The organism is Anaerotruncus sp. DFI.9.16 (assembly GCF_024461615.1).
Lineage (GTDB): Bacteria > Bacillota > Clostridia > Oscillospirales > Ruminococcaceae > Anaerotruncus > Anaerotruncus massiliensis.
Map to the genome: position 1 here is coordinate 68,342 of NZ_JANFZX010000005.1, position 23,855 is coordinate 92,196.

Consider the following 23,855-nt stretch of genomic DNA (forward strand, 5'->3'; position numbering starts at 1 on the left):
AAAGGTCCTCCTATTCACATTGCCATCTCAGGGCCCGGTTCCGGTTCCTCCTGCCGCGTCTGGTGCTGTTCCAGCGCCTGATGGTAGGCGTTCACCGCCGCCTCGGTCATCTGGCGGCGCAGTTCCCCGTTAAGGGGGAAGCAGATATCCTGGTAACCGTCCTTCGCTTTGTAGCTGGGAAAGGAGAGGAACGGCCCGTTTTTCCCCTCCATCAGCCGGATACCGCGGACAGCGAAACAATCCCCCAGCGTCATCGAAAGGTGGGCCAGGCAGGAGCCGCCCTGGGTATCCAGGCGGTTTACCCGCATCTCCAGCGGCAAGGTGGTCGTATTTTCGTTCTGCTTCATTCCATTTCCTCCTTCTCTGTTTCAAATGCAACCGGGACAAAGCCTTCCAGATCCAGATACCAGAATTCCGAATGGTTTTCATCATAGATCTCCACCAGGTCGGAGATGGTCAGCCGGTGGCCCCGGTAGCCCTGGGGTAGCGTGCCGGCGTTAAACCGTTCATACAGCTCCTCTGGATGGTCGGTATCCAGCTGCCCGTCAAACACCATCTGGTAATCGGAACGGCTGGGCCCTCCAAAGCGGTCCGTCAATTCCCAATACCCGATGAACTTCTTGTTCAAATCCGCCTCGGGCTTCAGCTGCCAGACCCGTACACGGCGGGTCATCGGACGCTCTTTTTCGATTTGCTCCAGCCGCTTTGCGACGCCCGGCTGCCAGCGCACCGCCCGTCCGGCGCGGATCAGCCGGTGGCCTGCGTCACAGCCGAAAAAGGCCGAATCCAGCACAGCGGTCCCGTCCTCAAAATACCCCACCAGGACGCCGCCCTGGCGGATCAGATCCCGTTCTTCCATTCTGGTTTTCCTCCTCGGTATTCGTAGTTTCCGGCAGCCGGGTTGTACACCAGGCCGTAGTCCGATGCTTTGCCGCCCAGGATGTCCAGCGCCTTTTCGATGGCTGCCCGGCTGCCGGGGGTGGGGATGAACTCGATAAGCGGCTCACCGTCCCGGTATTGGGCGGCTCCCACCAGGCTTCCCACATCCTCGCTGGCCCACAGGTAGTCCAGGTACAACTCCTTGAACACCAAGGAGAGCCTGCGGATCAGTTCCCGCACATCCCCGTCCATGGTGTCAAAGCGGATGGCGGGGCCGCCGTCGTACTGCCGGACACTTTTCTCCGGGTGGAGCACATTCTGATCCACGCCCCAGTGCCGGAGGCACCAGCCCCGGGAACAGTTTTCCTCCCCATATTTGCGGAGCAGTTCCATATTCGTGGGCTGCCGGTAGACCCAGGGCGGCATGGGAGTGATCCGGTTCAGATCGATGGACCCGCGCCCATACCGCCGGTCTGCGATGAAATCCAAAAGGGCGGCCGCCTGCGAGGCGCCGCCCTGGATGTGGAGGATATTTCGTACTACTGGCAAACTATTACCCTCCCTTCTAAAATCAGATTGCGAAAGCCCCAACAGGCGGGGCTCGAATGATGAAATACAATACGGAAATACTTCCTTCCGAGTAAAAGAGGTCAGCCGTTACACACCGGTCTTGGGCAGGTCACCGCGGGGCTTGCCCCAGACTACCGTGATCCAGGTATCCTTGGCCACCACCCACTCGTCGCCAATTTTGCCACCTACATCGGTGCGGTTGATGATCCGGTATCCATCCTCCAAATCGGCCAGGGTGGTCACATAGAGGCTGGGGCCGGTTTCCTCACAGGAACAGAAGCCGGGTCCTACCGTCCCGAAGTCAAAACGGATCTCGGTGACATACTCGTTGGCAGCCAGATCAAGGGCTTCCGGCGAACAATCCAGCGAGTGGCTGGTCTTGCTGGAAAGGTTCTTCTCCAGCACCTTCCAGCCGCTCTTTTTGTTGGTCTTGTACTCCACCGAATAGGTGAGCCGCTCGCTCCAGGTGCCGGTGACGATCTTGCCCAGACGCACCTCCGCGGGCAGCTTGTCGTGCCAGTAGAACTCGTCCAGAGAAACATTGGAGTCGTTGCAAATCTGGGAGAAATCATACCGCATGGTGTCCCCGGCCAGCACTTCCACATTGCCGCGCTTTTCCACTGTCACATTCACATCCACGCTCTCGTTGAGCACCTCAAACCGTACCAGGTCGTCCGCTACCTTGAGGGTGGCGTAGAACACTTTGCCGTCGGTGAGGTAATACTCCGGGCTGGAGGTTTCTTTAATGGCATAGGTGGCCAGCGGAAGGGGCTTGCTGGTGGCGACGCCGCTTTCATCCGTTGTGATGGTGTCCACCACTTCCAGCTTGTCGTTGTAGATGGTGAACTCCGCCCCGTCCAGCAGGGCGCCGGCCTTTTCCTTGGTGACAGGGTTATCGTCCACCGCCTTCTTGACGATCTGGATCTGCCCCCGCAGCGGGCGGTTCTCCAACACCAGCTCGGTGGTCTCTCCAGCCTTCAGCTCCACCGTGTGGATGGTGGGGTCCACCACATAGCCATCGCATTTGACCTCTTTGACCTTATATTTTCCAGCGGACAATTCTCGGGGGAATTCGATCACGCCCTCCTGGTTGGTCACATATTCGTTAATCAGATTGTTCCGGCTATCGTAGAGGTTGAATACCGCCCCATAGATGGGTTCCTTGGTTTCAGCGTCGATCTTGGTGAGGCGGAAGGTAGCCAGGGGTTTGTTGAGCAGCTCTACTGTGCTCTGCTGCCCCCAGGCCAGGGTCACCTCGTGGACGGTTTCGTCCAGCTGGTATCCGGGCAGAGTCTGGATTTCCTTCAAGTAAAGGGTTTCGCCGCCATCTACGCCGGTGAGCAGGATCTGCCCCAACTCATTGGTGGTGAAGGTCCCCACCTCCCGGTGGAACTTGTCATACACCCGGATCTGGACGCCCTCCATCGGCTGGCGGGTATCCGCATCCAGCTTGACGATCTTGAGGATGGGATAGGGCTGGTTGCGGAACTCGAGGACATTGAGCTTGCCGCTCTCCAGCTTGATGGTCCTGGGGGTGGGGTCAGGCTTGTACCCCTCCGCCGGCTGGATCTCGGTCACCTGAACCCAGATCTCCTCCTGGTCCGGCAGGTTGATGATGCCTGCCTCATCGGTGCAGTAGGTGCCGATGGTGCGGCCGTCGATCTCCTCGATGTAGAAGCCCACATCGGGGATGGGTTCGCCGGTGACATCGTCTACCTTTCGGATCTGCAGCCCGGTGCGGGGCTGGTTGAGGAACTCCACCATGGCGGTGGCCTCGTATTTCAGCTCCACCAGCTTGGCTTCCCCAGTGGCGATGTAGGCCGGGTTCGCCCGTACCTCGGTGACCAGGTACCAGCCGGGGGTCACATCCTTTCCGGCGACCACCGCCATACCATTCTCCCCGGTGGTGAACTCTCCCACCAGGCGGCAATCCGAGTGGCGCACCTCAAAGACCGTGTCGGGGATCGGCTCCCCGGTGACCGCGTCCACTTTGGAGATGATAAGGGGGTTCTCGGGGGTGTTTTTCAGCTTGAGGACGCCGCTCTCGTTTTCATCCAGCTTCAGCTCATGGACCGTCTCGTCCAGCAGGTAGCCCGGCAAGGCTCGTACCTCCTCGGCCAGATAGATCTCACCCGGTTCCAGGTCCTCCAGGACGATTTTTCCCTCTGCATCGGTGGTGAACTGCCCCAGGCTCTTGCCGTTCTTGACGCTGATCTCAAACACAACGCCCTCCAACGGCTGGAGGGTGACGCTGTCGATCTTCTCAATGGTGAAGGTGGGCTTTTTGCGGTTTTTCACCACCAGTTCGGCGGTTTCGCCGGCGATGAGCTCGATGTCGTAATGGGTGTCGTCGGTGACATACCCCGTCGGACTGCGCAGTTCATAGACCTCGTACCAGTCCTCCTCCAGATTCTCGAGAAGGTAGGTCCCGTCCGGCCCGGTGGTCACATCCACATACTCGGCGGTGGAGCGCCGGGAAACCCGGAACACCGCCCCAGGGAGCGGTTCACCCGTATCCGCGTCGATCTTGGTGATGAGGAGCTTGGGCTTGGGAAGATTCCGGAAGATCACCGTAATATTTTCATTGATCGCCTCCGGTTTAATGAGGATGGTCTGTACATTGTCTTCATCCAGGAAGTATCCATAGGGCGGCTGGGATTCAACAATGGTGTAATATTGGCTGCTTTCCAGCTCCTGGATGGTGACGATTCCATTTTCGTTCGATTGAAAATCTCCCAAAAACTTGGTCTTCTCCGCGGCAGTACCCTCGTAAAGTTCAAAAACCGCCCCTTGCAGGCCCTCACCTGTGACGGCGTCCACCTTTTTGATGGTGAGCCCCGTCCAGGGGTCATTTCTAAATTCCAGCTCCACCGGCTCGTGAGAGCCGTCATACACATTGACGGTGTGTACCTGGTCGGTAGGCAGGTAAAACTGGGGCGGGGAGGTTTCCTCGACCCGGTACTCGCCCGGGATCATGTCCTCAAAGACGGCGACCCCGTCCGGCCCGGTGGTGCGGGTGTAGACCAGGCCACTCTCGTAGGGCTCGGTGTGGCTCCGCAGAAGGGTGGCTTTGATGACCGCCCCCTGAAGCGGCTGGCCGGTCTGGTTGTCCCGCTTGGTGACGATGATCTGGGCCTTTTTGTCGTTGGAGATGGCGATCTCCTTGTCTTCGCCCTTTTGAACCACTACCTCATGGGTGGAGATCTCCCCGATGACATAACCATCTGGCGCTTCCAGTTCCTCGACGATCAGCGTGCCGCTGTGGGGAAGGTCGATGTGGATACGGCCCGAGGAGTCGGTGGTTTCGGTCCACACCTGGGCGCTCACATCCGGGTCAGCATACCGGATGCGGAACCGCGCTCCCGAAAGAGGTACATCCTCCTTTCCTTTTTCATGTTTGTAGATGGTGAGGGAACAATCCATCGGGTAGTTGTCAAAATCCAGATGGGCAATGTTCACCTGATCCCCGGCAGTCACCGTCACCTTTTTCGGAGTACTGTCCAGCACGTACAGGTCCGGAGCCTTCACCTCGGTGACAGTCACCTCAATGCTGTCCTTCCCCTCCGGGATGGGGATCACCACAGTGGCCCCGCCATAGGGGACCGCGAAGGAATCGTTCACATAGGTTTCCGACTCGATCTTAAAAATCGCGCCGCCCAGGGGCAGATTGGTTTCTCCGTCATACTTGGTGATCTGGAGATAACCGACCTTTTCGCCCTCGCCCTCATCCGGGGGCTGATCGATGGGCGTCCAGTCAGAGGAGAACACCATATACCCGTCGGCGGGGATGCCGGCGGTTTCATCGAAGGTGGCCTTGGTCTGCTGGGAAGAGTTCCAAAAGATGAGGGCCCCTTCGCCGCTGCCGCCGTGCCAGGCGGTGTAGCTGTCGCTGTCCGGCTCGGAAGAGGAGGTCACCGTCAGGGTATCGCCGGAAACGGAAAAGTCAAAGGGCGCCCGGCTCTCAAAATCCTCCTCCCGCAGGGTGACATTGCCGTTGATGTTCTCAAGGTCGATGCTCCATTCGCCGCCGTTTTCCTCCATGGAGTGCTCGGTGGGGTTCTGGGGGTCCGGGCTCATGAAGCTGGGGATCTCTCCCAGGTTCTCCATCTCCGAGCGGATCTCCTCGTAGTAGGAGGAGAGCTTCCCAGAATTTTGGGCGATGACAGCGTTGTAGACGCTGCCCCCACGAGGAGACTGGTTGTAGGCGATCTCCCAGATGATGGCCTGGCAGGCCATATATTGGTATGGGTTGGAGTGGCCGCCGGGATTGGCGGCGATGGCCCGGGCGATGTCGTTCTGCTGGGCCTGGGTGAGGCCCGAGTAGGTCTTGGAACCGGTCACCACCGTGCCGGTGGTGGAATTAAACCGGGCGGGCTCCACACAGTAGGCGGTATCCCCCTCGGCGGTGTAGAACAGATACCCGTAGTAGGGGCCTCCGCCGGAGAACGGATAGCGGTGGGAGATGTCGTCGATCCGCTCCATATACATAGTGGTGCTGCCGGGGGCGCTGCGGGCCGTCCGGCTCATAACTGCCATCTGTCCGCCTTTTACTGCTTCAAAAGTTGTCAGATCGGGCGGGTCCAGGCCGGAACTGCCTACAGTGGGTTCCTCGCTGAGAGGCTCATCCTCCTCGGGCACGACGGCTTCACCGCTGTCCTGCACAGGCGGGGTTTCCGGCTGCCCCTCCACGGGGAGCGCGGGCTGCCCATCCAGTCCTTGTTCCTCATCCTCGCCTCCAGGCTTCTCATCGGGGGCCGGCTCGTCCATCGCCTCCGCGTTTTCCTCTGAAGCCGGGTCAGAAGACTCATTGTCAGGGTCCTGCTCCGGTTCTGGTATTTCTTCTTCCCCGGTGGTTTCTTCGGTCTGCTCCGGCGCCATCTGCTGGATGCCGATCACCGGCTCCAGAGCGTAGGACACCGGTGCGGAGGTCATCAGCATCAGGGCCGCCAGCAGCCCCGAGGCGATCCGCCGCAGGCGGCTGTTTTTCGTCTGCTTCATCTCATCCATCCTTTCCGCTCCCGGCGGCGCCGGGCCGAGGCGGAAAGATGGATGCTCCCCCGGCAAGCGGGAAAACGACGCCTCGGCCTCGGTTTACCGCTCACCATTTGGGAGCAAACAAAAAAAGATAGCCGCTGTTTTCACAGCGGCTGATTTGGGCTTGATTCAATTGTTGCCTTGTTACTTGTCCGGTTCCTCCCGCAATTGTTCTTCGCAGAAGGCGAGGAGGACAGGAATATCCGTTACAGCGGTTTCCCAGATGATTTCCCGGCTCATGCTGCCATAATTGTGGGCAACCAAGTTACGCATTCCTTTCATCGGGCCCCACTGAATACGGTCGGCGGTTTTAGCGCGGAATTCCGGGCTCAGTCCACCGCTCAGTTCCCCGATTTGAAGGATCGAGAAGGAGACTGAACGCTGGTAATCTGCATCCTGGTCAAAGGCGTCAAAGGATCGCCCGTAGCGGTTGATGGTCTTTTCAATTTCCAGGCAGTAGTCCCGGATATGGGCAAGGCGCTGCAGGTCAGGCGACTTCATACAGGTTGACACGCTCCTTCCACACGGTATCCCGGAATGCTTCCTCACTGGGCATCTGCGCCCGCTGGGTCAGGGAATTGAGGGTAATGAGGTCGATGGGTTTTTGAAACGCTTCCTCAAGTTCGGTATAGAGCGCCCCCAAAGTGAGCAGGGATTTGAGCTCAGTCCCAGTGGTATCCACCAAAAAATCCAGGTCACTCGTTTCGGTGGCATCGCCTCTGGCATAGGAACCGAAGAGGTAAACCGCCGGAAGACGGTATTTTTTTGCAATCGGAGTGATGATACGCCGGATCTCCTCGATGGTATAGATCATATCACATCCCTCCTTTTTCTTTATTATACCCAACTTTTGGGGCCACTGCAACTTTTGTTTCTCACTTGATGGCGAACAGCTGCACCCAGTAGAGGATGCCGTCCTCATCCTGCCAGACGCCGACACCCAGGTATCCGGCGTCCTCCCGCAGGAGGTTTTCTCTGTGACCCTGGGAATCCATCCAGGCTTCCACCACCGCCTCTGGGGTTCGATTGCCCTTGGCGGCGTTTTCGCCCCAGAACCGCAGATCGGTTTCAAACTCCCCGAACACCGTTTTGCAGTTCTCCCCGCTGGGGCGGGTATGGGAGTAGTTCTCCTCCAGCTCCCTGGCCCGGAGCATCGCCATCTCGGTGAGGACGGGATCAGTTGAGAGGGTATTCAATCCCGCTGCTTTCCTCCGGGCGTTGGTCAGGGTCAGGACTTCCTGGGCATAGGCGTCCAGGTCTACCCATTCCGGTTCAGGGGGAGTCCATTCATGGCCATCGGGTTCTTGGAGCTCTGTTTCCGGGGCCTCCCAGACTGGCGCGCTCTGTTTCTCTGCTTTGCTGCCGCTTTCCGGCGCCGCCTCAAAGGTGAAGACCTCTCCGGCATAGGCCGGCGCCGCGCTGCCCACTGCCAGCGCCATCGCCAACAGGATACTCATGAAGTTTCGTTTCATTTTGCATTCCTCCTTGCCACCAAAGATACCAGCAAATTACGCGGAAAGCCATTCAGCAAACCCAACAAATCAGATCTCCTTGGCTTGTACCATCAGCCGAAGGTCCGGCTTGCCGGTGATGCAGGTGATCATGGTGATGCGGTTGTCGTCGGTGCGGGAGAGGTAGCTCCAGTCGTCCCCGGCGATCTCCCGGACCTCGGTCACCTGGTACTGCCGCTCTCCCTGGGCGGTTTGGTAGGTGAGCGTATCGCCCGCCTCCAGCAGGTGAAGGTCACGGAAAAACGCCACCGCACCGGCGGGCGGTACATTGTGGGAACAAAGCCCCACATTCCCGTTCCAGGCGGAGGTGGTGGCAAAATGAGCGATCCCCTTAGTCATGCTCTCCATCTCATCGCCGTCCTCCGACTCATACACCGGGGCGGAGAGGCCAATTTTGGGGATGGAAAGCACCCCCACCGAGCCATCCTCCAGCTGAACCTCAGCGGGAAGGGTATAGTTCTCCGCCGAAAGGGAGGCTCCGTCCCAGACCACCTCCAGGTCGGCGGTGGTCACCAGGGCATTGGCTGCCTTTGATTCTGCGGAATCCGCCTGTCCGGATGGCCGGATCACCACGATACCATCCTCCGCGGTATATGCCCGGTTTTTCTCCAGGTCAAAGGTGACCTCCGTTTCGGTGGGAGGGTCGGCAATGGTTTCCCTGGGCGGCTGGACCGCCTGGTTCGCCTGCCAGATCACCAGCCCCAAAATGACAGCTGCCAGCGGCAGCCCCAGCAGGAACCACCGTCCGGACGAATCCCACAGTCTTTGAAGTTTCTCTCTCATCGGTCCTCCTCCAATCCACGGTCCATCTCATTCAGCAGATCCGGCAGATCCATGGGCGGTCTGCCAGCGTAAGGGTCCTCCCGGACCAGCTTGGATTTTCGGTTTTCGGCTGTGTCCTTTCCCTTCGCAATCAGCCGGCGGACGCCAAATACTCCGCCGGTGAGGACACCCGCGCCGATCAGCACCAGCAGCACCGCCTGCCAGGGAAAACTCCCGAACAGGCTCGCGCCGGGTGTCTCCTCATAGACGATGCTCACCATCTTCTGCCCTTCCTCTGTCTTCGTTGCCTCGCCGGTGTAGGAGGCGGTCACCAGATAGCCATCTGCCTTGCTGCCCCAGGCGGTGCCGGTGTAGACGGCGGTGGCCCGATAGAGGGAGGGAACCTCGCTGTTGTCCCCGGCGCTGGCCATGGGGGTCCACTGCACATCCGCCAGGGTCAGGGTCACACCGTTTTTCTCGGCGGATTTGGGGATATAGTAGGGGTCGTTGCGGTCCAGGCCGGTGTACTCCCTGGTATCCTTAAGAGTGTACGAATAGCTGGTGGTGTCCGCTGCCTTGGCGGAGATGGAGGAGGGGTCCAGGGACAGGGTGCCGGCATAGCCGTCCTCCCCATATTCCAGTGTGGGGGACAGCAGCGTCAGCAGTTCCTCGGTGTCATCCGTCTCCGCTGGGATGGTGACCGTTTTGGTCACCGGCTTCGTCTGGGAATCTCCCTTCAACTCCCGCAGCAGAATATCCGATACCTGGTAGGTGATCCCCCGGCGGGTCAGGCTTTCCTCGACGAGCGCCTGGGGATCTGTACCCTCCGGCACAAGGAAGGTCTTGACCAGCAGGCGGACGCCTGCATCCTCTGCGGTTTCAATGGCAATGGGGTAATACCTCGTCTGGAATGAGCTCTCGGTTTCATCTTCCTGCTCCTCCCTTGGCGTGATATCGGTGATGGAGATGCTGGCGCCGCCGTTTTCAGTATTCACCACCGTCTGGGGTTCCTCGGCAAAAGCGGTGGTGCTCAGTCCCACCGCCATCAGGCAGGCCAGCAAAAGGGCGCTTCCTCGTTTCATTTTGTTTCCTCCTTCCGAAGCAGTTCCAGCAGCCGGGCGGCCAGTTCCATCTGTTTCTCCCGGCTCATAGCCGCAGCCGCCGCATGGACAAAGGCCTCCACCGCCTCGGGGGATTTGTCCCCCAGTTCAATGAGGTGGACCTTTTTCACCTGCAAGCCGTCTTTGCCGGTGGTTAGCTTGACGATTTCCCCGCAGCCGAGACCCATCGCCCCGCGGAACTCCTTGGGCAGATGTACCCGGCCGCGGCTGTCCACCACCTTGTATACGCTTCCGTTCATTCTTCTGTTTCTCCTTTCCGCATCACATCCCGGACGGTTGCCGGGTGGATCTCCAGATCCCGGAAAAAGTCCCGCAGGCGCCGGGGCAGCCGGGAGAGGATCTCGTCTTCCGCCGCTTCCTCCCAGGCGTCTGCCAGCAGTTCCTGTTCAAAGTCCGTCTGGGCTTCCAGGACGATCCGCCCGTCCTCCACAAAGAACTCCAGCTGTTCCATATCACTGGGCAGCCCGGCGTCCTCCAGCATCTCATCCGGGATCACAAGGCCGTCTGTTTCCAAGGGCAGATCCAGGTCTCTGGCCACACAGGACAGGCCCTCACCGATCTCCTCACGCTCCTGTGGGCTGGGAAATCTCCGGGTGAGCAGGATCACGCCCGGAAAGAGAGCTGCCAGCAGGCTCCGCTCCTGGTCCAGTCCCGTGTCCTTCAGAAAATGGCCGGGGAGCCGCAGGCTGTTTTGCTTTTTCAGATTCTTCATTGGTTTTTCCTCCTTCACAAACTAAGGTGTATTCCAGTTCCAACAGGGGTTCGTCCGCTTGAAACAGGGTCATCTGCCGGTCTTTGGGATGGTCCCGGGGATCATAGTTGAGGATCACCAGCTCGCCGTATTCGCTGCCGGGGGTGTATCGGTTGGCCATGGGGTTCTTCCGGCGCACCGCCACCACCCAGAAGTCCCGGTAGAGGTCCCGGATAAAGGGGCAGTCGTTGTAGGAGAGGACCACCCGGCTCTTTGTCTGGCCGATGAGTTCCCGCAGCCGGTAGTGGTCCCGCAGGCCGAAGGACACCTCATAGCACTCGGCCTGGTAGTAGGGCGGGTCGACATACAGGAGGGTGGCCGGGTCATTAAACCGGGGGATGAGGGTCTCGTAGCTCTGGTGCTCGATGACCACCTCCGCCAGCCGGCGGGAGCACTCCCAGATCTGGTGCAGCCCCCGGCGGATGTCCACCGGCTTCCCGCCGAAGGAGGTCCCGCTCCCGGCATAGCTGTACCGGATCACCTTGTAGAAGGCGGCAGCCCGGCGCACATCGCCCATCTCCGCCTTTTTTAAGAGGATCTCCCGCAGCTCCTCCCGTTCCGGCGAGAGGAAGAACCGCTCGCACAGTTCCAGTTCCTCCCGGAGGTAGGCGTCGGTGAACTCCTCCTCCCGCAAAAATTTCCGCAGCACCTCAAACTCCTGGCGGGAGTTGAGGGGCAGGAAGTTCAGCTCCGTCATCAGCGCCAGCGGCCTGTTTTTGACGCACCAGAACAGGGTGACCAGGTTGCTGTTGTAGTCGTTGTAGATCTCCTCGCAGCGGCCCGGCTCCCGGCCAAAGATCACCGCCGCACCGCCGCCAAACACCTCCACCAGCCGGTGGAAGTCGTTGGGGAACAGCTGGTACAGCACCGGCAGCATCGCACGCTTGCCTCCCACCCAGGGGATAAAGGGCTTCAAATAGGCTTTCACCGCCTTTCCGCACAAACAAAAAACGGGCCGCCCCTGAAGTGAGGGACGGCCCGTGATCGACGATCAGATATTCTTTTACAGCATTTTTCACCCAATGGCAATCCCTCCTGTCTGTTCCTCCTCGTGAGACAAACCGGAGCCAAACCTCTCCTCCTCGGTGAGGATCGACCACCGGTCGCTGTTCCACAGGCTCACATAGAGCTCCCCTCTGTCTGCCGTGATGAGGGGGCGCTGTTCAAAACCTTCGCCCCAGCCATCCGACGCCTGGCCCGCCAGGTAATCCCGGAGGGTTTCCAGTTCCTCCGCTTCCAGCGTTCCGGCGACCTTGCACTCTGCTACACCCCAGAGCCTGCCATCTCTGTTTTCGACCGTAAAAAAGGCGGAGTAGACCTTGCGGTTCACTCCGTCCTTGTCCTCATACCAATGCATCAGGCCCCGGGTCTTCTCAGCGGGGAGGTCATTGTCACGCATTGCCCGATTAATCTGGCTTTCGTATGGAAGCAGGTCTTGCCAGTCCATTTCTGTGCCCCACTCGTCCAGTTCGCCCCATTCGCTGCGTTCGTGAATCCTGGCGGAGAGGGGCATATACAGTTTGAGGGTTTCCAAAGGGGTTACCTCAAACTGGTCTTCGCCGGGTACAAGGCCCAGCCCCCTGCCGTTATCCCAGTTGACATGGAAGGTCCCCATATCGTCGATGGCGACAAGGGTTCCCTTGGTACCAGGCGGCACCGGGTGGTATGGGTCGTTCATCCGGATCAGGCGGATGCGGGAGCCAACCGGGTACTGTTCCCGGAGGACCTCGACCTGGTTTTTTGTCAGTTCTCTCATAGGGTCATACCTCCTGTCTGGATCATTGTTTCATTCGGGGTGTTTCTTAACTGTTGCACCCCTTTGGCCAAGGCAGTCAGCTGGGCACTGGTGATCGATTCAAAAGGTGCTGCCATTGACCGCAGTGTGGAAAACTCCGCTTCGCCGAAATCTTTAACTGCCAGGCACAGCCGGTTGAGATTTTCAACCGTTTCCCGGTCTGGTATTGGGGGTAGATCTAGCTTCTCAAAAAGGGCGCCGAATACCTGCTCGGGTCAGACGGATGTCAGCGATTCCCCCAAACGGTCCAGGTACCGCTTCAGCTGTCCCTCAGCCATAGGAAGGAACAGGGAATAGGTGGAATTGTTCATTGGAACAGGGATCTCTGCGGTGATCAAGGGCGCTTCGTAGGAGTACTCCGGGAAGATCCTTCCGTCGTAAACCGTCTGAAGTTCCATCCCATTCTCGAAGATAACCCCGTAGGGGGTAACGATCCCCTCACCGCTGGATAGCGCGGCGATAGCAGTTTTGACAGCCGTATCCCGATCCAACTCTGGTGGATCGACGCTTGTATTTCTTGCAAGCAGGAGCCAGATCCCAACCCGCTCCAAATTTCTGAAATCCTCTACGGCGACAACCTGGGAACAGGAGAACGCCAGGTTAATCAGCCCTGGAAGATCTGTGACCTCCCGTTCCGACGCAACTTCCTGGAAAGCCGCCACCTCATCGGGTGTGAAGCTGTCCAGGTATTTGACGAGATAATCCAGCTCATCTACATTGACGCAGCTTCCCTCCAGGCAATTCAGGATAGGATATGCGGTGGAGATCTCCGCCACAAAGCAGTCCCGTTTTATATGGCCTCCGATGCCCAGGGCATCCAGCATTTTGAGGTTTTCGTCGAATTCCTCCAATTGGATGGGAAACGGCAGGGATACGGTCCCATATTCGGGGTGCGTTTTATTACAGATGGTTGCTTTCAAAGGCCTTCTCACTTTGATTCCTCCTCTCTGGCAGATGATTTTTTCTCACAGTACATCCCTCCTTTCCAACCCAACAACATACCGTCTTCCATACCAGAAAGCGATACCCAAACCCAACAAACTTATCCCGTGCTTTTTGACGCCTGCCGCGCTTCAATTTCCTGTACATCGGAGCGCAGGCAGCTTCCATCCTTCCCATAGCAGACGAAACCTACCTTGGGGTAGGGGCAGCCCTCACAGCGATAGGGGATGGGGATCTCCCTCCAGCTGTGGATCGTGTCGGTTCTCTTTGCCATAGCGTTTCCCTCCAAATGAAAAAGGGCGCCGCTTTTTGCGACGCCCTGGGGTGGCTTGATGCCGGCGCCCCTTTTGAGGGTACCGGCGTGATCTATATGAAGGCGCCCTTTTTCCCGGTAGGGCCCTGCCAGGCGGTCGCCAGATTTTCGGAGAAACAAAAAAAGGCGCCCTTTTTGAAAGAATGACCAATCAAAAAGGGCGCCTGATGCTTTTTGGGGAGCGTATGGGTTCGAGTCCCGTCAGTTCCCGAAAAAGCGGCTTGCCGATCTTTTGTTTTTCAGCTGAAATCAGGGCCAGAAAAACCCCGGAAAAGGCCGATCGGATGCGCTTTTACACGCATCCGATCTAAACTGACCATAATAGATGGTGCCGGTAGCCGGGGTCGAACCGGCACGGTATCGCTACCAACGGATTTTGAGTCCGTCACGTCTGCCAATTCCATCATACCGGCGGATACGAGGATAGTATAGCAAATCCGCGCAGAAAAGGCAAGAGCGCATTGGCGTTTTTTCGCACGTAACAGCTGTATATTACGTATGTACATCTTTCACATTTTGTTTTCTTGCCGCGGATTTTCTCTTGCCTTTGTGAAAAACCCATGTTATAATAACTAAAAAGCATCCGGAATACACTGTGCAAGATGCCAGTAGTGCCGTGATGATCAAGGTTATCCGCGGGCTCGGGCTTTGGGGAAACGGTTTTGAGTTCTCGCCGGAATAACAAAAGGGACGGTTCCTGGAACCGTCCCCTTTTTTATCCGTTTTCTCACCGCGCCCGGGCGGTGAAAACTCCCGCAAAAAGCGGAGGACGGCTGATTTGATCAGCCGTCCTCCGCTTCTATTCCACAACGATCGCGGCCGCCCGGCGTTCGACCGCCTCGCCGATCACAGCCGCACAGGGCAAGGCGCCCTTCAAGCGGCGCAGCAGCCCGTCCGCGTGCGCCTTCGGCACCGCGAGCAGCAGGCCGCCCGACGTCTGCGGGTCGGCGAGCAGGTCGCGCAGCACGCGCGGCACCCCCGCGCCGTAGGCGGCGCGCTCCCCGACATAGTCGCGGTTGGCGTAGGCCCCGGCGGGCAGGATGCCCATTTCGGCCAAATCCGCCGCGCCCTCCAGCAGGGGGAGCTCCCCGGAAAAGAGCCGGATCGTGACGCCCGAGCCCTCCGCCATCTCGAACGCGTGCCCGAGCAGGCCGAAGCCGGTCACGTCGGTGCAGGCGCTCACCGGGAAGTCCGCCGCGATCTCCGCCGCCGCGCGGTTGAGCGCGGACATCGACGCGATCGCCGGGGCGAACGCCTCGGGCGTGATGAGCTCCGCCTTCGCGGCGGTGTTGAGCACGCCCACCCCGAGGGGCTTGGTGAGGATCAGCAGGTCGCCCGGCCGCGCGCCGGCATTCGCGAGGATCCTGCGCGGATCGACGAAGCCGCTGACGCAGAGGCCGTATTTGGGCTCGTTGTCCTGGATCGTGTGCCCGCCCGCGAGCGCCGCGCCCGCCTCGCGCACCTTGTCCGCGCCGCCCGCCAGGATCGCCCGCACCGTCTCCTGCGGCAGGCAGGAGGGGTAGCAGAGCAGATTCATCGCGAGCTTCGGGACGGCGCCCATCGCGTAGATGTCCGAGAGGGCGTTGGCCGCCGCGATCTGCCCGAAGGCGTAGGGATCGTCCACCACCGGCGGGAAGAAATCGACCGTCTGCACAAGCGCGAGCTCGTCGCTGATGCGATAGACGCAGGCGTCGTCGCTGGTGTCGAAGCCGACCAGCAGGTTTTCATCGTGGAACTTTGGTAAGCCGCACAGAACCTGTGCGAGGACCCCCGGTCCGACTTTGGCCGCTCAACCGGCCGTGGAGGTCATTTGGGTGAGCCGTTTTTCCTGTTCCGCCACGATGCGAGCCTCCCTTCCGTGTGATTTCCCGTATCCCGCGCCCGGGGATGGTAAATCCTGCCGGGTTGTGCTATCATGGATCTATCGGGATTATCTATAGCATAGCCCACTTTGCCCAAAAAAACAAGCCTCAAAGGATGACTTTGGGGCAGAGTCTTGGTATAATGGATGAAAAGTCGGACTTTTCCGAAGGGAGGCGGGCGGTTGGATTTTAAACAGCTCGAGGCGTTTTCCGCCGTGGTGAGCCTCGGCAGCTTCTCCCGCGCGGGGGAGCGGCTCTTCCTCACCCAGCCGACGATCAGCGCCCACATCCGCTCCCTCGAGCGGGAGCTCGGGGTGCAGCTCGTCGTGCGCACCACCAAGGAGGTCTACCCCTCCGAGGAGGGCAAGCGGCTCTACGCCTACGCGCAGAAGCTGCTCCGGCTGCGGGACGACGCGATCGCCGCCGTCACCTCCTCCGCCCCGCCCGTCGGCGGGATCGTCACCGTCGCCGCGTCGAGCATCCCGGCCCAGTACGTCCTGCCCGGCGCGGCCGCCGCTTTCGGCCGCGCCCATCCCGACGCGGCGGTGCGCAGCCTCCGCTGCGACAGCGCCGCCGTCGTCCGGCAGGTCGCGGAGGGGACCGCCGACCTCGGCATGACCGGCACCGCGATCCCCTCCCCGCGCTGCGTCTTCCACGACCTGTGCGGCGACGAGCTCGTCGTCGTCACCCCCAACACAGAACGCTATCAGGCGCTGCCGCGGGAGGGCTTTCCCCGCTCGCTGCTGCTTCGGGAGAAGTTCATCCAGCGGGAGACCGGGTCGGGAACCCGCCGCGAATTCGAGCGGTTCCTCGAGGAGATCGGAGTCCCGCCCGAACGGCTGAAGGTCGCCGCTGAGATGGACGACCCCGAGGCGATCAAGCGCGCCGTGTCCCAGGGACTGGGGATCTCCATCCTCTCCCGGCGCGCCGCCGCCGATTTCGAGCGGTTCGGGCTGCTGCTCGCCTTCCCGCTTGAGGGGGGCGCGCTCGGGCGGCGGCTCTACCTCGTTCAGCGCAGGGACGGCCGTCTCTCCCCCGCCGCGCGCGCGCTGGCGGAATTTCTGCTCGGGCAGTTCCGGGACGCGGAAGGAGGGAAAACGTATGGAGCTCTCTGAACGGCTGGGGCTCTGTCCCGGGCGGGAACGGATCGTGTCCATCGTGGGCGCGGGGGGCAAGACCACCCTCATGTACGCGCTCGCCGGGGAATATGCGCGGCGGGGGCTGCGCGTGGGCGCGGGGACGACCACCCACATCCTGCGCCCCGCGGCAGACGGCCGCGTCGCGGTCGTCTGCGACGGCGATCCCGGCGCGCTGGAACGGGCGCTCGCGGACGGGCGGATCGCCGTTGCCGGCACGCCGGCGCGGGGCGCCCCCGGGAAGCTCGCCGCGCCCGCGCCCGAGACGCTCGCGTGGCTCGCGGCGCACACCGACGCGCTCTTCCTCGAGGCGGACGGCTCCCGGCGGCTGCCGGTGAAGTTTCCGAACTCCACCGAGCCGGTCATCCCGGACGGGACCGGCCGGGTGATCGCCGTAGCTGGGCTGTCGGCGCTCGGCAGGCCGTTCGACGAGGTCTGCCACCGCGCCCCGCTCGCGCGGGAGGCGCTCGGCATCCCGGAGGGGGCCTCCGTGACCCCCGGGATCATCGCCCGGCTGCTGCTCGCGGGCTACGGGAGGTTCTCCCCCACCGTGCTGCTCAACCAGGCGGACACCCCCGCCCTGCGGGAACAGGGGGAGCAAACCGCCGCCCTGCTCCGTGCGGGCGGCATTGAAAAAGTACTTATTCTTTCGCTCAGACAGGAGGCGGAAATCACATGCTGATCTTCATCAAGGGCGCGGGCGACCTCGCCACCGGCGTGGCCTGGCGGCTGCACAACTGCGGCTTCCAGGTCGTCATGACCGACATCGCCCGGCCCACCACCGTGCGCTGCACCGTCGCGTTTTCCCGCGCGGTCTATGAGGGCGCGGCCGAGATTGAAGGGGTGACGGCGCGGCTCGCGCGCGACCCCGCCGACGCGCTGCGGATCACCGGGGAGGGCGAAATCGCGGTGCTCGTCGACCCCGAGGCGGCCGCGATCGAAACGCTGCACCCCCCCGTCGTCATCGACGCGGTGCTCGCCAAGCGCAACCTCGGCACCAGAATCACCGACGCGCCCGTTGTGATCGCGCTCGGCCCCGGCTTCACCGCGGGCGCGGACTGCCACGCGGTCGTTGAGACCAAGCGGGGGCACTATCTCGGCCGCGTAATCTACGCGGGAAGCGCGATCGCCAACACCGGCGTGCCCGGCGACATTGGCGGCTACACCTCCGAGCGGATCATCCGCGCGCCCGCCGACGGCCCCTTCGTCCCCGCGGCAAGGATCGGGCAGCTCGTGCGGGCGGGCGACGTCGTCGCGCGCGTGGAGGGGGAACCGGTGCGCGCCCTGATCGACGGGGTCGTGCGCGGCATGCTGCCCGAGGGGACCCCGGTGACGCGCGGGATGAAGTCGGGCGACATCGACCCGCGCGGCATCGTGGAATACTGCCACACCATTTCCGACAAGGCGCGCGCCATCGCGGGCGGCGCGCTGGAGGCGGTCCTGCACCTGAGGGGAGGGGTCCTGTGAACCGGGTATTTTTCCGCACGCTCGCCGACATCCTCGACGCGGGCGGCAGCGCCGACCTGCTGACCATCCTCGCGGGGGAACGGGAGGGACGCGCGCTCACCGCCCAGAAGGCGCTCGTGACAGCGGACGGCCTCGTCCCCTATGACGAGGGGCTGCGCGGGCTGTGGGAGGAGCTGGCGGCCGCCCTGCCGGGCGGCGACCGGCCGCTTTCCGCCGAGGTCCTTGGCGTGCGCCTGCTCGCCGAACGGCTGAGCGCGCGGCGTCAGCTCATCATCTGCGGCGGCGGGCACATCGCAAAGCCGCTGGCGGAGATCGGTTCCCTGCTCGACTTTGACGTGACGGTGATCGACGACCGGGAGGAGTTCGCCAACCGCGAGCGGTTCCCGCGCGCCGGCCAGGTGCTCTGCATGCCCTTCGCGCAGGCGATGGAGTCGGTCCCCTACACCGACGGCAGCTACTTCGTCATCATCACCCGGGGGCACGCGGACGACCGCCTCTGCCTCGAACGCATCCTCCCCCGCCGCTTCGCCTACTGCGGCATGATCGGCAGCCGTAAAAAGGTCGCCGTGGTCATGGAGCAGATGGAGCGGGAGGGGTATACCAGGGAACAGCTCGCGCGGGTCCATTCCCCGATCGGTCTGCGCATCGGGGCCGAAACCCCCGCCGAGATCGCCGTGTGCATCGCGGCCGAGATCATCCAGGTGGGCAGCGGACTGTCGGCGGGCAGCGTCAGCCGCGAGGGACTCGAACGCCTCGCGCGGGGGGAACCGATGATGCTCGCCACCATCATCGAGAAGCGCGGCTCCGCGCCGCGCGGCACCGGCTCCAAGCTGCTGGCCGACGGAAAGGGCGCGCTCTACGGCACGATCGGCGGCGGCGGCGCCGAGGCGCGGGTGGTCGCCTCCGCGCCCGAGGTCCTCGCGTCGGGCGCGCCGCGCGTCGTCCTCTGCGACATGACCAACAGCGACGCGCGCCAGGCGGGCATGGTGTGCGGCGGCACCGTCGAGGTGCTGCTCGACCCCATCCTCTGACCGCTCTCCATCGCCGGGACACAATAACAGCCGTAACAGGGCCTCGCTTGGGGCGAAATGCCACGAGGTCTGGCCCGAGGTGTGCTCCAACTGCCCGCTGGACGGGCTGGGGGAGGGCGCGTCCAGCCACCTCGTCTGCTACGATTGCCGGCTGAAGGGCACCGTTGACGTCACCGCTTGAACGGAAAAACAATCAAAAACAGCCGCCTTAGGGCGGCTGTTTTTCTTATTCCTGTTCGGTCTTTTCCGGTTCCTCAACCGGCTTCCAGTCCCTCAGCGCGTTGAGCGTCGAAGACACCACGCGCAGAAAAAGGGACTTCCGCCACGGCTCCATGGTGCTGCTGATCCCCCGCAGGTGGCGGAATTCATCGTACTGCTCCGGGAGGATGTCCACCTCGTCCATCCGGAAGAGCTCCGCCGGAGAAAGCCCCAGCGCCATGGCGATGCTGTCGAGCGATTCGATCGACGGGTTGGCGACCATCCGCTCGATCCTGCTGATGTAGGACGCGCTGGTATAAGCCTTCGACGCCAGTTCCTCCTGCGTCAGGCCGCGCTGCTGTCTGTAGAATTTGAGGTTCTTTGCTACGATTTCAATCGTTCTCAAAGCACTCCCTCCATACCTTTATCATAAGCAGGTATGAAATATTTTCCAATGGCCTCATAGTCCTAGCTTGATTTTCCCGATTTTCCGATCGTTTTTTACCGTTTCGTGACGCCTTTTTTATTTTAATGTATAGTGCACTATATTTCAATAAACGGATCTGTGCAAATCACAAAAAAATTTTTGTCTAAAATACCGATTCCCTGTTACGATCAGTAAACATTGTAATAATGTTCTATAATTGCTATAATATTGAAGGGGTCGGTCTCATGGCTTACAATGAAGCGAGCAAAAACGCCACGATGAAATACCAGCGGGAGAATCTGGAACAGATCCGCTTCTGGGCGCCCAAGGGTTATAAGGACAAAATCAAAGCTCATGCCGCGGGCCGCGGCATGAGCATGGCGGAGTATCTCAAAAAACTGATCGATGAGGATATGAACTATGAACCGTAAAGTCATCCAGGCCTTCTGGGTCGTCGCGATCCTGCTGCTCGCCGCCAGCTTCTTCGTTGCCGGCGTCCCCGGCTCGGTCCTGACGGTCGGCGCGATGGCCTTCGCCATCGCCGCGCTTGTCGTCACCTTCGCGGGCCGGAACAAATAGCGGCTTATCCCATGGAAGAAACAAATCCCCGTGCGGACGAGGTGTCCGCACGGGGATTTTCATTTTGGCGGGGGCGTGTGAGAATCGAACTCACCCGGGCGGCTCTGCGCCGCCCACACCGGTTTTGAAGACCGGGAGGCACACCGGCACCCATCCACCCCCATATCCGCGCGGCAAAACGCCGCGCGTTTTTTGTCCGCGCAGGTAACCGGCCCGTCACTCCCGCAGGAGATGCGCGTCCCCCTCCCTGCGGGTGAAACCGTCGGCGTCCATCCGCTCGAGCAGCGCCTGCGCGTACCGCCGGGAGGTTTCAAGCGCGTCGCGCAACCCGGAGAGCGTGACGCTTCCCCGCTCCCCGGCGACATTGCGGGCCGTTTCCCGGGCGCTCTCCCACGCCGCGCGGGCGAAGCAGAGTCCCGGCGCGGCCTCGACCAGTTCGCCCGCCTCGAGCAGCAGATCGAACACCCGACCGGCTGGCACGGACGGCGGAAATTCCGCGAGCGCCGCCGCCCGGTCGGGCGGCGCGTAGGGCGCGCGCGCATAGAGAGCGAGCAGCTCCGCGGCGGTACGGCGGTAGAGTTCCGTCCCCTCGGGCGCAAAGCCGGGCAGCGAGAGCGCGTCCCCCGCGCGGGAGACGGCGCCCTCCTCCGCGAACCACTCGGGCAGTCCGCCGGGAAACCGTTCCCGCAGCAGGACAAGCGGCATCCCCCGGTCGAGGGGATGCGCCCCGTGATAATCCGCGAGGACGCCGAGTAGCTCCTCCCGCAGGCGGGCGAGCGTCCCGGGCGTCAGGGCGAGCCGGCCCGCGCACCGGATTTCCCCGTCCGCGAGCAGGCCCTTCCACGCGGTGGAAAATTCCGCGTCCGAGAGAAAAAAGAGCCGCTCCCGCGCCTGTTCCCGCGTCATCGGCTCTTCGGCGAGGTCGAAGCGCAGGCGGCCGCGCGCGTCCGCCCCGTCGTAACATTGTAACCGCGCGAGCACGGCGCTGTCAAGCCGTCTGTGGCGGCGGGCGGGGATGTCGAGCACCACGCCGCCCCCCACCGTCTCGACGGGCGAATAGAACCGCACGACGAACCGGTCTCCCGGGCGGACCGCGACCGGCTGCTCGAGCAGCAGCTGGGCATAGCCGCTCTCGCCCGGCGCCAGGGCCTCCCGGTCGAGCAGACGCACGCGGCAGAGGACGCAGGCGGTGCCGAGCGCGAGGTGCAGCCGCTGGTTGTGGGTGATCGCGCGGGCGGAGGCGGGGTGCGCGGCCAGCCGCACGTCGAGCAGCGCGTTTGCGCGCGCGGACGGTGCGGCCGCCAGCGCGTCGCCGCGCGCGAGCGAGCCGGGTTCCGCCCCGGCCAGGTTGACGGCGACGCGCTGGCCCGCAAAGGCGGCCGCGGCCTCGCGGCCGCAGCTTTGCAGGCCGCGCACCCGCACGCGGGCTCCGCCGGGGCTGACGGTCAGCAGGTCGCCGGGGCGCACCTGCCCGTCGAGCGCGGTCCCGGTCACGACGGCGCCAAAACCGCGGACGGTAAACGCCCGGTCCACCGGCAGGAAAAAGGGACGGTCGATATTCCTGGGCGGGAGCTCCGCGGCTTCCTCCGCGAGCAGGGCGCGCAGCACGTCGAGGCCCTCCCCCGTTTGAGCGGAGGTCTCCACGACCGGCGCGCCCTCCAGAAAGCTACCCCGCACAGCCTCGGCGATCTCCTCCCGCGCGAGCGCGCGAGTCTCCCCGTCCGCGAGGTCGCATCTGGATAGCACGACCACGCCGCGCGGCACGCCGAGCAGCGACAAAATGACAAGGTGCTCCCGCGTCTGGGGCATGACCCCCTCGTCCGCGGCAACCACCAGCAGCGCGAGGTCGATCCCACCCGCACCCGCGAGCATGTTCTTTACAAAATGCTCGTGGCCGGGCACGTCGACGATGTCGGCGTGGACCTCCCCAGGCAGTTCCATCCACGCAAAGCCGAGGTCGACCGTCAGGCCCCGGCGCTTCTCCTCCGCGAGCCGGTCGGCGTCGATGCCGGTGAGCGCGCGCACGAGCGCCGTCTTGCCGTGGTCGACGTGGCCCGCCGTGCCGATCACGATCCGCTTCACGGTCCGCACCCGGCCTTCACCGCCTCCGCCGCCGGTGCAAGCTCCTCCGGCAGCATCGTCGAAACGTCGAGCAGCAGCCTGCCCTCCGATATGCGCGCGACAACGGGGACCGGCGCGGCGCGCAGCCGCGCGGCAAGCGCGTCCGCGCCGAAAGCGCGCGCCGTCACCGCGACCGCGGATCCCTTGAGGAGCCTTCCCGGCGCGCAGCCGCCCCCCACCGGGCGTTCTGTGGGGACGACCTCGCAGGCGCAGTCCGCGCCCAGCCGCGAGATCATTCCGCAGAGTTCCTCGGCGCGCGCCCGCAGGGTTTCGGGCGGGGTGCAGAGCATCCGGAGCGCCGGGATCTCCCGCTTCGCGCGGACCGGGTCCGCGTAACTCTCCAGCGTCGCGGCCAGCGCCGCGAGGGAGAGCTTGTCGATGCGCAGGGCGCGCGCCAGCGGGTGGCGGCGCATCCGTTCGATCAGCGCGGCCCTCCCGACGAGGATGCCCGCCTGCGGGCCGCCGAGCAGCTTGTCCCCTGAGAAGCAGACGACGTCCGCGCCCTCCCGCAGCGTCTGCGGGACGGTCGGCTCGCCGGGGAAGGGGTACTCTTCCGCTTCCAGCAGCGCGCCGCTCCCCAAATCCACGACGAGCGGGATCTCCCGCCTCTTCGCGAGAGACGCGAGCTCCCCGACCGACGCCGACGCGGTGAACCCGACAACGCGGAAGTTGCTCGTATGCACCTTCAAAAGCGCAGCCACATCCCCTTCGGCACAGGCCGCCTCATAGTCCCCGGGACCAGTGCGGTTGGTGGAGCCGACCTCCCTGAGCCGGGCGCCGCTCTGCTCCAAAATGTCGTGGATGCGAAAGCCGTCCCCGATCTCCACGAGCTCCCCGCGCGATACGGCGACCTCCCGCCCGCGCGCCAGCGCGGCCAGCGCGAGCAGCACCGCCGCCGCGTTGTTGTTGACGACGAGCGCGTCCCCGCACCCGCAGAGGTCCTTCAGCAGAGGCTCCACATGCACGCCGCGGCTGCCCCGCTCCCCCGTTTCGAGGTCATATTCCAGGTCGCAGCAGCCCGCCGCGTCGCCCACCGCGCTGCGGGCCGCGTCCGAGAGGGGGGCTCTGCCCACGTTGGTGTGCAGCGCCACGCCCGTCGCGTTTATGAGGCGGCGCAGGCGCGGGGGACCCGCGCTGCGCAGCCGTTCTCGAACGGCTGCGCACAGCAGGGACGGCGGCGGCACCGCGGGGCATTCGCCCCGCAGGATCGACGCGCGCAGCGCGTCGAGCTCGGCGCGCACCGCGCCGAGCGCCGCCGCCCGCCCCTGCTGCTGCGCCGCCCGGGCGAGCCCGGGCTCCCGGAGCAGCTCGTCCACCTGCGGGATCGCCCGCAGCAGCGCCGTCCTGTTCTCCATA

General features: G+C 62.7%; 24 protein-coding genes, 2 tRNA genes and 1 pseudogene. 6 read left to right on the forward strand and 21 right to left on the reverse strand.

Annotated features, from left to right (window positions below):
* Positions 1–14 precede the first annotated feature (14 nt).
* The 17 genes and pseudogenes from NE609_RS04090 to selD form a co-directional block, all read right to left on the reverse strand.
* On the reverse strand, positions 15–347 hold the full coding sequence (locus tag NE609_RS04090) for a SpoVG family protein (RefSeq protein WP_256151828.1): 333 nt from the start codon (positions 345–347) through the stop codon (positions 15–17).
* Positions 344–859: a YodL domain-containing protein gene (locus NE609_RS04095; RefSeq protein WP_256151829.1), complete on the reverse strand. Its 516-nt coding sequence runs from the start codon at positions 857–859 to the stop codon at positions 344–346. The genes NE609_RS04090 and NE609_RS04095 overlap by 4 nt, the downstream gene beginning before the upstream one ends.
* Entirely contained in the window at positions 841–1,428 is a 588-nt protein-coding gene (locus NE609_RS04100) for a hypothetical protein (RefSeq protein WP_256151830.1), read from the reverse strand. Before NE609_RS04100 ends, NE609_RS04095 begins: the two co-directional genes overlap by 19 nt.
* A 108-nt stretch (positions 1,429–1,536) precedes the next feature.
* On the reverse strand, positions 1,537–6,456 hold the full coding sequence (locus NE609_RS04105; RefSeq protein ID WP_256151831.1) for a SpaA isopeptide-forming pilin-related protein: 4,920 nt from the start codon (positions 6,454–6,456) through the stop codon (positions 1,537–1,539).
* Positions 6,457–6,627: 171 nt separating this feature from the next.
* On the reverse strand, positions 6,628–6,984 hold the full coding sequence (locus tag NE609_RS04110; RefSeq protein WP_256151832.1) for a DUF86 domain-containing protein: 357 nt from the start codon (positions 6,982–6,984) through the stop codon (positions 6,628–6,630).
* Positions 6,971–7,297, reverse strand: coding sequence for a nucleotidyltransferase family protein (locus NE609_RS04115; RefSeq protein ID WP_256151833.1), 327 nt, complete (start codon positions 7,295–7,297; stop codon positions 6,971–6,973). The genes NE609_RS04110 and NE609_RS04115 overlap by 14 nt, the downstream gene beginning before the upstream one ends.
* Positions 7,298–7,358: 61 nt before the next feature.
* Positions 7,359–7,955, reverse strand: coding sequence for a CAP domain-containing protein (locus NE609_RS04120; RefSeq protein ID WP_256151834.1), 597 nt, complete (start codon positions 7,953–7,955; stop codon positions 7,359–7,361).
* A gap of 69 nt (positions 7,956–8,024) precedes the next feature.
* Positions 8,025–8,777 (reverse strand): class D sortase, encoded by a 753-nt coding sequence (locus NE609_RS04125; protein WP_256151835.1) that lies wholly within the window; start codon positions 8,775–8,777, stop codon positions 8,025–8,027.
* A complete protein-coding gene (locus tag NE609_RS04130; RefSeq protein WP_256151836.1) occupies positions 8,774–9,838 on the reverse strand; it encodes a hypothetical protein in 1,065 nt (354 codons plus the stop codon). Before NE609_RS04130 ends, NE609_RS04125 begins: the two co-directional genes overlap by 4 nt.
* Entirely contained in the window at positions 9,835–10,116 is a 282-nt protein-coding gene (locus NE609_RS04135) for an AbrB/MazE/SpoVT family DNA-binding domain-containing protein (protein WP_256151837.1), read from the reverse strand. Before NE609_RS04135 ends, NE609_RS04130 begins: the two co-directional genes overlap by 4 nt.
* Positions 10,113–10,589 carry a hypothetical protein gene (locus NE609_RS04140; RefSeq protein ID WP_256151859.1) on the reverse strand — a complete coding sequence of 159 codons (477 nt, stop codon included), beginning with the start codon at positions 10,587–10,589 and terminating at the stop codon, positions 10,113–10,115. Before NE609_RS04140 ends, NE609_RS04135 begins: the two co-directional genes overlap by 4 nt.
* A gap of 187 nt (positions 10,590–10,776) precedes the next feature.
* A pseudogene (locus NE609_RS04145) lies at positions 10,777–11,556 on the reverse strand (DNA adenine methylase); the annotation flags it as partial.
* Positions 11,557–11,643: 87 nt separating this feature from the next.
* On the reverse strand, positions 11,644–12,384 hold the full coding sequence (locus tag NE609_RS04150; RefSeq protein ID WP_256151838.1) for a DUF4314 domain-containing protein: 741 nt from the start codon (positions 12,382–12,384) through the stop codon (positions 11,644–11,646).
* Between the two features lie 254 nt (positions 12,385–12,638).
* The gene (locus NE609_RS04155) at positions 12,639–13,355 is read right to left on the reverse strand and encodes a hypothetical protein (RefSeq protein WP_256151839.1); all 717 of its coding nucleotides are present in this window, start codon (positions 13,353–13,355) and stop codon (positions 12,639–12,641) included.
* Between the two features lie 110 nt (positions 13,356–13,465).
* Positions 13,466–13,639, reverse strand: coding sequence for a hypothetical protein (locus NE609_RS04160; protein ID WP_256151840.1), 174 nt, complete (start codon positions 13,637–13,639; stop codon positions 13,466–13,468).
* Positions 13,640–14,004: 365 nt separating this feature from the next.
* A tRNA-Leu gene (locus NE609_RS04165) sits at positions 14,005–14,091 on the reverse strand.
* Positions 14,092–14,477: 386 nt separating this feature from the next.
* Positions 14,478–15,488: a selenide, water dikinase SelD gene (gene selD, locus NE609_RS04170; RefSeq protein ID WP_121586466.1), complete on the reverse strand. Its 1,011-nt coding sequence runs from the start codon at positions 15,486–15,488 to the stop codon at positions 14,478–14,480.
* Between the two features lie 234 nt (positions 15,489–15,722).
* On the opposite strand from selD, the gene NE609_RS04175 reads away from it, so the two are divergent.
* Genes NE609_RS04175 through NE609_RS04190 form a run of 4 tightly spaced genes read left to right on the forward strand, consistent with a single transcriptional unit; the run spans position 15,723 to position 19,174 of the window.
* Positions 15,723–16,655 carry a selenium metabolism-associated LysR family transcriptional regulator gene (locus NE609_RS04175; protein ID WP_256151841.1) on the forward strand — a complete coding sequence of 311 codons (933 nt, stop codon included), beginning with the start codon at positions 15,723–15,725 and terminating at the stop codon, positions 16,653–16,655.
* A complete protein-coding gene (gene yqeC / locus NE609_RS04180; RefSeq protein ID WP_256151842.1) occupies positions 16,642–17,358 on the forward strand; it encodes a selenium cofactor biosynthesis protein YqeC in 717 nt (238 codons plus the stop codon). Before NE609_RS04175 ends, yqeC begins: the two co-directional genes overlap by 14 nt.
* Positions 17,352–18,143, forward strand: a complete 792-nt coding sequence (yqeB, locus tag NE609_RS04185) for a selenium-dependent molybdenum cofactor biosynthesis protein YqeB (RefSeq protein WP_256151843.1) — start codon at positions 17,352–17,354, stop codon at positions 18,141–18,143. The genes yqeC and yqeB overlap by 7 nt, the downstream gene beginning before the upstream one ends.
* Positions 18,140–19,174, forward strand: a complete 1,035-nt coding sequence (locus tag NE609_RS04190) for an XdhC/CoxI family protein (RefSeq protein WP_256151844.1) — start codon at positions 18,140–18,142, stop codon at positions 19,172–19,174. Before yqeB ends, NE609_RS04190 begins: the two co-directional genes overlap by 4 nt.
* 226 nt (positions 19,175–19,400) lie before the next feature.
* Here the strand turns inward: NE609_RS04190 and NE609_RS04195 are convergent, their stop codons facing one another.
* The gene (locus NE609_RS04195; RefSeq protein WP_121586370.1) at positions 19,401–19,778 is read right to left on the reverse strand and encodes a helix-turn-helix domain-containing protein; all 378 of its coding nucleotides are present in this window, start codon (positions 19,776–19,778) and stop codon (positions 19,401–19,403) included.
* A gap of 266 nt (positions 19,779–20,044) precedes the next feature.
* Between NE609_RS04195 and NE609_RS04200 the strand changes: the two genes are divergently transcribed.
* Positions 20,045–20,230 (forward strand): hypothetical protein, encoded by a 186-nt coding sequence (locus NE609_RS04200; RefSeq protein WP_256151845.1) that lies wholly within the window; start codon positions 20,045–20,047, stop codon positions 20,228–20,230.
* Positions 20,220–20,378 (forward strand): hypothetical protein, encoded by a 159-nt coding sequence (locus NE609_RS04205; RefSeq protein ID WP_158595582.1) that lies wholly within the window; start codon positions 20,220–20,222, stop codon positions 20,376–20,378. The genes NE609_RS04200 and NE609_RS04205 overlap by 11 nt, the downstream gene beginning before the upstream one ends.
* 65 nt (positions 20,379–20,443) lie before the next feature.
* On the opposite strand, the gene NE609_RS04210 is transcribed toward NE609_RS04205, so the two are convergent.
* The 3 genes from NE609_RS04210 to selA all read right to left on the reverse strand — a co-directional run bounded on the left by NE609_RS04210 (position 20,444) and on the right by selA (position 23,854).
* Positions 20,444–20,540, reverse strand: a tRNA-Sec gene (locus NE609_RS04210).
* A gap of 54 nt (positions 20,541–20,594) precedes the next feature.
* A complete protein-coding gene (selB, locus tag NE609_RS17750) occupies positions 20,595–22,469 on the reverse strand; it encodes a selenocysteine-specific translation elongation factor (RefSeq protein ID WP_256151846.1) in 1,875 nt (624 codons plus the stop codon).
* The gene (gene selA, locus NE609_RS04220) at positions 22,457–23,854 is read right to left on the reverse strand and encodes an L-seryl-tRNA(Sec) selenium transferase (protein WP_256151847.1); all 1,398 of its coding nucleotides are present in this window, start codon (positions 23,852–23,854) and stop codon (positions 22,457–22,459) included. Before selA ends, selB begins: the two co-directional genes overlap by 13 nt.
* Between the last annotated feature and the right edge of the window lies 1 nt (position 23,855).